Genomic DNA, 6,428 nt, shown 5'->3' on the forward strand with positions numbered 1-6,428 from the left:
CGGAGCTGTCGACGGCGATGCGCGGCGCCGCGGCGCCGAGTTCGGCGCGGACCTTGGCCGCCAGCAGGGCGTAGAAATCCGCCGATACCCCGGGCGGAAGGGAACCGGCCAGCACGAGCCAGGCTGCGCTGTCGCACTTTTCAACGACGGCGGCCGCCAGCTCCTCCTGCTGGTGCCGGTTGAGCACGGGGCCCGGTTCGTTGATCTTGGTGGTGGTGCCGTCCGGCTCCGTCAGCGTGATGTTGCTGCGCAGCGGCTGGCCAATCGGCAGGGCGACGTGGGCCAATCCGGCCTGGCGCAGTCCGGCGACCACCGGATCCTCGGGGTCGCCCGGGAGGATCGCGAGGCTGGGAACGCCCGAGGCGGCGAGGGCCCGGGAGACGTTCACGCCCTTGCCGGCTGCCTGCTGCGCTGCCGAGGCGGCCCGCTGGACACCGCCGCGGGTGAGCGGCCCGGCCAGCTCGACCGTGCGGTCCAGGCTGGGGTTCGCCGTCAGGGTGATGATCATGCGAGCACCACTTCCACGTCGGCCTGCTCCAGCGCCTCGGCGAGGGCGCCGGCAGGTTTGCTGTCTGTAATCACGGTGTCGATCTCCTCCAGCCCGGCAAAACGCACCAGGGTCTCTTCGTCGAACTTGCTTGAATCGATGAGCGCCACCACCCGGCGGGCGGAGCGGACGATCGCGGTCTTGACGGCGGCCTCCAGTGAATCCGGCGTGCTCAGCCCGAAGCTGGCGTGGATGCCGTTGGCCCCGATGAAGGCGATGTCCGGACGCAGCGCGGCGAACTGCTCCAAGGTGGCGGCGCCGATGCTCGCGCTGGTCAGTCCGCGGACGCGGCCGCCGACCATTTCCAGCTGCAGCTTCGAGGCAGTGGAGACCCGGTAGGCGATCGGCACTGCATGCGTGATCACCAGCAGCTGGTCATGGCGGCCATCGGGTTCGGCGGTCAGCAGTTCGGCCAGCAGCTCCGTAGTGGTGCCGGCATCGATGACCGCGGAAGCGGCGCCGGTGGGAACCAGGGCCAGGGCCGCGCGGGCAATGCGCAGCTTTTCCTCATGCCGCTGCAGCTGCCGTGTGCCCAGGCTTTGTTCGCTGGTGCTGGCCTTGCCCGCGGCGACGGCACCGCCGTGCACCCGGCGGAGCGTGCCCTGCTCTTCAAGGACCGCGAGGTCGCGGCGCACGGTTTCCTTGGTGATGTCGAATTTGCCGGCCAGCTCGCCCACCGTGACGCGGCCCTGGGCATCGACCAGTGCCCCGATCAGTCGGTGTCGTTCGGCGGCGAACATGTTTCTCCCGGTGGTTCCTTCGACCGGCCACAGCTGGGTGATGCCAGTCACTTTCGTGTTTGTTTTGATGACTTTATCTGTGTTTGCCAACACAAGTCAACAGAAACAAAAGCAAAAACAGAAATTGGGGCATGGCGGAACGGGCTACGGTAGCTGTATGAGGCCCGATCTCCGCAGACTGATGTGGCTGCAGGCCGGAAACATCCTGCTCATGGTGGTTGCCGCCGTCGTTCTTGTGGTTGGTGTTGACCAAGGCACGGCGGCGCTGGTGGCATCGCCGGCGACCCCGGGCCTGGGTGGATTCGGTGCGGCCTTGATGATCGGCGGGGCGCTGCTGGTGCTGGTCCTGGCTGTAGTTGGCTACCGGTGGATGGCCCGCGGGGAGAGGTTTGCGCCGCTGTTCGCTGTGCTGGGCTGGGCGCTGCTGTGGTTTCCGCTCGCGCTGGCGCTCGCGGTCCTTGCCGGCGGCCATCCCCTGGCGCAGTTCGGCGCGACGCTGGTCAGCGGGGTCGGGGTGGTGCTCTCGCTCGTGGCGCTGGGCAGCAAGAAGCCGCGCTGACGGCGGCGGGTGGTAGAAGTGGTGCATGGAAACAGCCGCCTGGTCCCGGCCGGCCGGGGAGCGGGCCGGGACGGACCTGCTGGTCATGATCCACGGCTACGGCTCGTCCGAGGAGAAGCTGCTGCCGCTCTTCGAGGTGCTGCCGGCCAATGTCACCGGCGTGGCCCCGCGCGGGCATTTCGACGTCGGGGGCAGGCACGGCTGGTTCCTGCTGGATCCGTTCCTGACCTCGGATTTCGCCGAAGTGGTCAGCTCGGCGAACCGGGTGTTCGGCTGGCTGGATCCGATCCTCGCTGCCGGGAGTTTCCGCAGTGTGAGCCTGCTCGGTTTCTCGCAGGGGATGGCCATGGCGACCACCCTCCTGCGATTGCGGCCCGCGGCCTTCCGCGCCGCCGTCGGACTTTCCGGTTTTGTGCTGGACCACGAACTGCTGGCCCTGACCGACGAGCTGGACGGCAGCCTCCCGTTTTTCTGGGGCCGCGACGTCCGCGATGCCTTCATCCAGTCGGACGCGATCGACTATTCGGACCAGTGGCTGCGCGACCACACCGCGCTGACGGCGCGGACCTATCCGGGCATGGGGCACAACATCGGCGCGGAGGAAATGCGCGACGTCGGCATCTTCCTGCGCCTGTACCTGCAGCCTAGCTAGAGTCCGTTGTCGCGGGTGTCGTCCCGGCGGACGGTCTCGCCGGTGTGGGGGTCGTGCAGCTGCCGGCTTTCCGTGACCCTGCGCCGGCTGGTGCCGGCCATGACCACGGAGATGATCAGCCCCAGGACGCCAACGCCCATCAGGATCCAGCCGATCAGCGTCAGGTCCACGAAATCCACCACGTCCGCGACGGCGAACGCCAGGATGGCGCCGATGGCGATCAGGGCTATCGATGATCCGATCCTCATAACAACTGCTCCTTCCCGTTGGCCGGCGGCCCGTCTGGGTGGTGCCGGCCGCGTGACTTGCGGCAATGTGTTGTGTGCTCAGCATACTTAGCTTGGTTCCCGGCAGGGCGGATTGGCGCTTTTCGGTTCCGCCGGCACTGGGTGTTCTAGGCTTGATTCCGCAAGCACGAGCGAAGGAGACGCATGGCCAGGAAATTCAATCCGGCAGTCAAGATGGCGGCGGGCGCGGCGTTCGATGCCAAGGGGAATCCGAAGCCCCACGTGACCAACGCGATCATGAAGGCGCTGGATGTCCAGCGGCCGCTGGTGCTGGCCAACCTGAACCGGCTGCGGCGCAAATACCCTGAGGCTTCGCCGGCCGAATTGTCAGCGAAGCTGGAGAAGTCCTACTTGGCTGCCGTCACCGGCGGCGGCGCGGCCGTGGGCGGTTCGGCGCTGGTCCCCGGTGTCGGTACGGTCGCTGCCCTCGGGCTGTCCGCCGCGGCGACGGTCGGCTTCCTTGAAGCCACGGCGCTCTACGCGCAGTCCATCGCCGAGCTGCACGGTATCCAGCTGGACGATCCGGACCGCGCCCGCACCATGGTCATGGCGATCCTGATGGGCGAAGAAGGCCTCGCGCTGATCCGCGAGCTGGCCGGGGCGGCCGGCGGCAGGGCCAAGCCGGGGCAGACCTGGGGCAGCATCGTGGGCACGAGCATGCCCTCCGGCATGGTGGGGACTGTGGTGGACAGCATGCGCCGGCGCTTCCTGAAGAAGATCCTGGCGAAGCAGGGCACCGCCATGCTCGGCCGGGCCGTGCCGTTCGGAATCGGCGCCGTGGTGGGCGGCGCCGGCAACCACGTGATGGGCCGCAAGGTGATCGCGGCGACCCGGGAGGCCTTCGGCGAGCCGCCACTGGTCCTGCCGATGGGGCTGGTGGAGGAGCTGGCGCAGAAGCGGCACTATATTCCGCGCCGGAACCGGGAGATCACGGCGGGGACGACGGAGGCCGATACCAGCCTCACCGACCGGGCGGCCGTAACGGACACCGCAGTCACCGGCAATCCGGAGGTCAGGCCCGAGGACCGCGGCTGACCGGGCCCAGCCCATCCGGAGCCGCAGCTCGCGTGACGGCGGGCGGCTAGCCGAAGACGGCGTGGGCGATGGTGAAGATGAGCAGCCCGGCCAGGGAGCCGACGACGGTGCCGTTGATCCGGATAAACTGCAGGTCGCGGCCGACTTGGAGCTCGATCTTCTCGGAGGTTTCCTGCGCGTCCCAGCGCTCGACGGTTTCGGTGATGACCCCGGCGATCTGGGAGCGGTAGGTGCGCACGAGGTAGCCGGCAGCTTCCTCGATCCAGCCGTCCACCTTGGCGGCGAGTTCCTGGTCGGTGGCGAGGCGGTTGCCGAAATCGCGCACAGCGGCGGTGAATTTCAGGCTGAGCTCGCTGTGCGGATCCTCGACGGCCTGCAGCAGCGCGCGCTTGAGGGTCTCCCAGGTGCGCGCGGCGAGCTGGCGGACTTCCGGGTCGCCGAGGGCGTTGTTCTTCAGGTTCTCCACCCGGGCGATCATGTCCGGATCGTGCTGCAGGTCCTGGGCAAGCGAGTGCAGGTAGGCGTCCAGCTGGCGGCGGACCTGGTGGTCGGGGTCGTCCTGGACCGCAGCGATAAACTTGTACAGCTCGATGTGGACCTTGTCTCCCATCAGGGTGTCCACGAAGGACGGGACCCAGGTGGGGGAGCGTTCGGCCACCAGGCGCGAGATGGTTTCGGGGTTGTCCAGCACCCAGTCGGCGGCGCGGTCCAGCAGCAGGTCCACCAGCTTGAGGTGGTGGCCGTCGTCGAGCACGCGCTGGGCCACCTTGCCCAGCGGCGGGCCCCATTCCGGCGCCAGCAGGTGCCGCCGGGCCATGGATTCGATCACGTCCTGGACGTCCTCGTCGTTGAGCACGAGCATGGCGGCGCGGATGGTGGCGGCGCCTTCGCGGGCCACCCGGTCCGCGTTCTGCGGCCGGGCGAGCCAGGCACCGGTGCGGGCGGACACGCCGAGCGAGGCGATCTTGGCCTTGACCACTTCTTCGGACAGGAAGTTCGCTTCCACGAATCCGCCCAGGCTCGCGCCGATCTGGTCCTTCTTGCGCGGGATGATGGCGGTGTGCGGGATCTTCAGGCCGAGCGGGTGGCGGAACAGCGCGGTGACGGCGAACCAGTCCGCCAGCGCGCCGACCATGCCGCCTTCCGCGGCGGCACGCACGTACTGCAGCCACGGGTACTGTTCCTGCAGGGCAAAGGCCACGACGAAGACCACCGCCATCGCCAGCAGCAGGCCACCGGCGAGCCGTTTCATTTTCCGCAGCCCGGCGGCACGCTCCGCATCGGTCATTAGCTGCGCACCGCCGTCGTACTTCACCTGGGTGCTCATCGGGGCCTCCGCCAAGAATTTTTAGGGAACAGTCACAGTAAGTTAACCAGTCCGTCGCCGCCTGCAGGGGCCGCCGCTTCCATTTGGCGAGTACCGTGAAGTCCATGAAGCAGAAGATCTTCGCGCACCGAGGTTCCAGTGCGGCCTTCGCCGAAAACACCCGGGCGGCCTACCTGCAGGCCATTGCCGACGGCGCCGACGGACTTGAGTGCGACATCCACCTGACCGCGGACCTGAAGTTGATCTGCTTCCACGACTTCGACCTCGACCGCACCTCCACCGGCACCGGGCATGTGGCCGACCACACGCTGGACGAACTGCTGCGGCTGGACTTCTCGTCCTGGCGCGGGGTGCCGATCCCGCCGGAGTACGGCGGCGTGGCGGACCAGTTGATGACGCTGGACGCTCTGATCGACCTGATGCGCGCCGCCGGCCGGCCGCTGGACCTGGCCGTGGAGCTCAAGCATCCCAGCCCGTTCGGCCAGACACTCGAAGACGAGCTGCTCAAGTACCTGATGGCCGAGGGCTGGGAACCGGAGTCGTCCCGGCTGGACAACATCACCATCAGCTTCATGAGCTTCCACCCGGACGCCGTGCAGCACCTGGACGACCACGTCCCAACGGACCATCTGTGCCAGCTGGTGGACGACATCGAAGCCGAGGAGATCCGTGGCAGTCTCTTCATGGGCAAGCTGACTGCCGGCGCTGTGGTGGCGTTGCTGCGCCGGGCCCTGTCCGAGGGCGAGCAGCTGATCGAGGCAGGCGCAGTGGGGCTGGCCGGGCCGGGGATCGACTATGTGCGCGCGCACCGCCCGGTGATCGAGCGCTGGCTGGCTGCCGGGCGCCGTTTGCGGGTCTGGACCGTGGACGATCCTGCGGACGTGCAGCTCTGCCGCGAGCTGGGCATCCAGGAGATCACCACGAACCGCCCGGCCGAGGTGCGCACCATGCTGGAGGCGGGCAGGCTGAGCGCCTGAAGGATCCCGAAGCGGCGGCCGATCCCCGTGCTGAAGCAGGCGGTTGATTTCGTAGCGGAGCAGGATCAGCTGTGATTGAGTGGAGAGATGGGCTCTCCGATTGAGGACTACGCACTGATCTCGGACCTGCACACCGGGGCGTTGGTCTCCCGGACCGGCAGCATGGATTGGCTCTGCTTCCCGCGCTTCGACTCCGATTCGACCTTCGCCGCCCTGCTCGGCACGCCGGAACACGGGCGCTGGCTGCTCGCCCCGGACGGTGCCCACGATGAGAACGCCGAGCCGCTGGGCACCGGGCCGGCGG

9 protein-coding genes are annotated in these 6,428 nt (G+C 68.1%); 5 read left to right on the forward strand and 4 right to left on the reverse strand.

Features of this window, described 5'->3' with window-relative positions; all coding sequences use genetic code 11:
- Nucleotides 1-508, reverse strand: a 508-nt coding sequence (locus D477_RS01065) for a PfkB family carbohydrate kinase (protein WP_005266439.1), incomplete at its 3' end; no start/stop codon positions are given.
- Nucleotides 505-1,287 (reverse strand): DeoR/GlpR family DNA-binding transcription regulator, encoded by a 783-nt coding sequence (locus tag D477_RS01070; protein ID WP_005266440.1) that lies wholly within the window; start codon nucleotides 1,285-1,287, stop codon nucleotides 505-507. The genes D477_RS01070 and D477_RS01065, both read right to left, overlap by 4 nt.
- A gap of 157 nt (nucleotides 1,288-1,444) precedes the next feature.
- Between D477_RS01070 and D477_RS01075 the strand changes: the two genes are divergently transcribed.
- Together D477_RS01075 and D477_RS01080 are read left to right on the forward strand one after the other, a co-directional pair.
- Nucleotides 1,445-1,846, forward strand: coding sequence for a hypothetical protein (locus D477_RS01075; RefSeq protein WP_150109931.1), 402 nt, complete (start codon nucleotides 1,445-1,447; stop codon nucleotides 1,844-1,846).
- A gap of 25 nt (nucleotides 1,847-1,871) precedes the next feature.
- The gene (locus D477_RS01080; RefSeq protein WP_005266442.1) at nucleotides 1,872-2,498 is read left to right on the forward strand and encodes an alpha/beta hydrolase; all 627 of its coding nucleotides are present in this window, start codon (nucleotides 1,872-1,874) and stop codon (nucleotides 2,496-2,498) included.
- On the opposite strand, the gene D477_RS01085 is transcribed toward D477_RS01080, so the two are convergent.
- Nucleotides 2,495-2,746 (reverse strand): DUF6458 family protein, encoded by a 252-nt coding sequence (locus D477_RS01085; RefSeq protein ID WP_005266443.1) that lies wholly within the window; start codon nucleotides 2,744-2,746, stop codon nucleotides 2,495-2,497. The two genes, D477_RS01080 and D477_RS01085, sit on opposite strands and share 4 nt — an antisense overlap.
- 183 nt (nucleotides 2,747-2,929) lie before the next feature.
- Between D477_RS01085 and D477_RS01090 the strand changes: the two genes are divergently transcribed.
- Nucleotides 2,930-3,820 carry a hypothetical protein gene (locus D477_RS01090; protein WP_005266444.1) on the forward strand — a complete coding sequence of 297 codons (891 nt, stop codon included), beginning with the start codon at nucleotides 2,930-2,932 and terminating at the stop codon, nucleotides 3,818-3,820.
- A gap of 46 nt (nucleotides 3,821-3,866) precedes the next feature.
- On the opposite strand, the gene D477_RS01095 is transcribed toward D477_RS01090, so the two are convergent.
- On the reverse strand, nucleotides 3,867-5,147 hold the full coding sequence (locus D477_RS01095) for a DUF445 domain-containing protein (protein WP_005266445.1): 1,281 nt from the start codon (nucleotides 5,145-5,147) through the stop codon (nucleotides 3,867-3,869).
- Between the two features lie 104 nt (nucleotides 5,148-5,251).
- Between D477_RS01095 and D477_RS01100 the strand changes: the two genes are divergently transcribed.
- Both D477_RS01100 and D477_RS01105 read left to right on the forward strand, forming a co-directional pair.
- Nucleotides 5,252-6,124, forward strand: coding sequence for a glycerophosphodiester phosphodiesterase family protein (locus tag D477_RS01100; RefSeq protein WP_043845130.1), 873 nt, complete (start codon nucleotides 5,252-5,254; stop codon nucleotides 6,122-6,124).
- 87 nt (nucleotides 6,125-6,211) lie between these two features.
- Nucleotides 6,212-6,428: trehalase-like domain-containing protein (locus D477_RS01105; RefSeq protein WP_005266447.1), on the forward strand; the 217-nt coding region annotated here is incomplete at its 3' end.

It is taken from the genome of Arthrobacter crystallopoietes BAB-32 (assembly GCF_000328305.2).
Classification (GTDB): Bacteria; Actinomycetota; Actinomycetes; order Actinomycetales; family Micrococcaceae; genus Crystallibacter; species Crystallibacter crystallopoietes_A.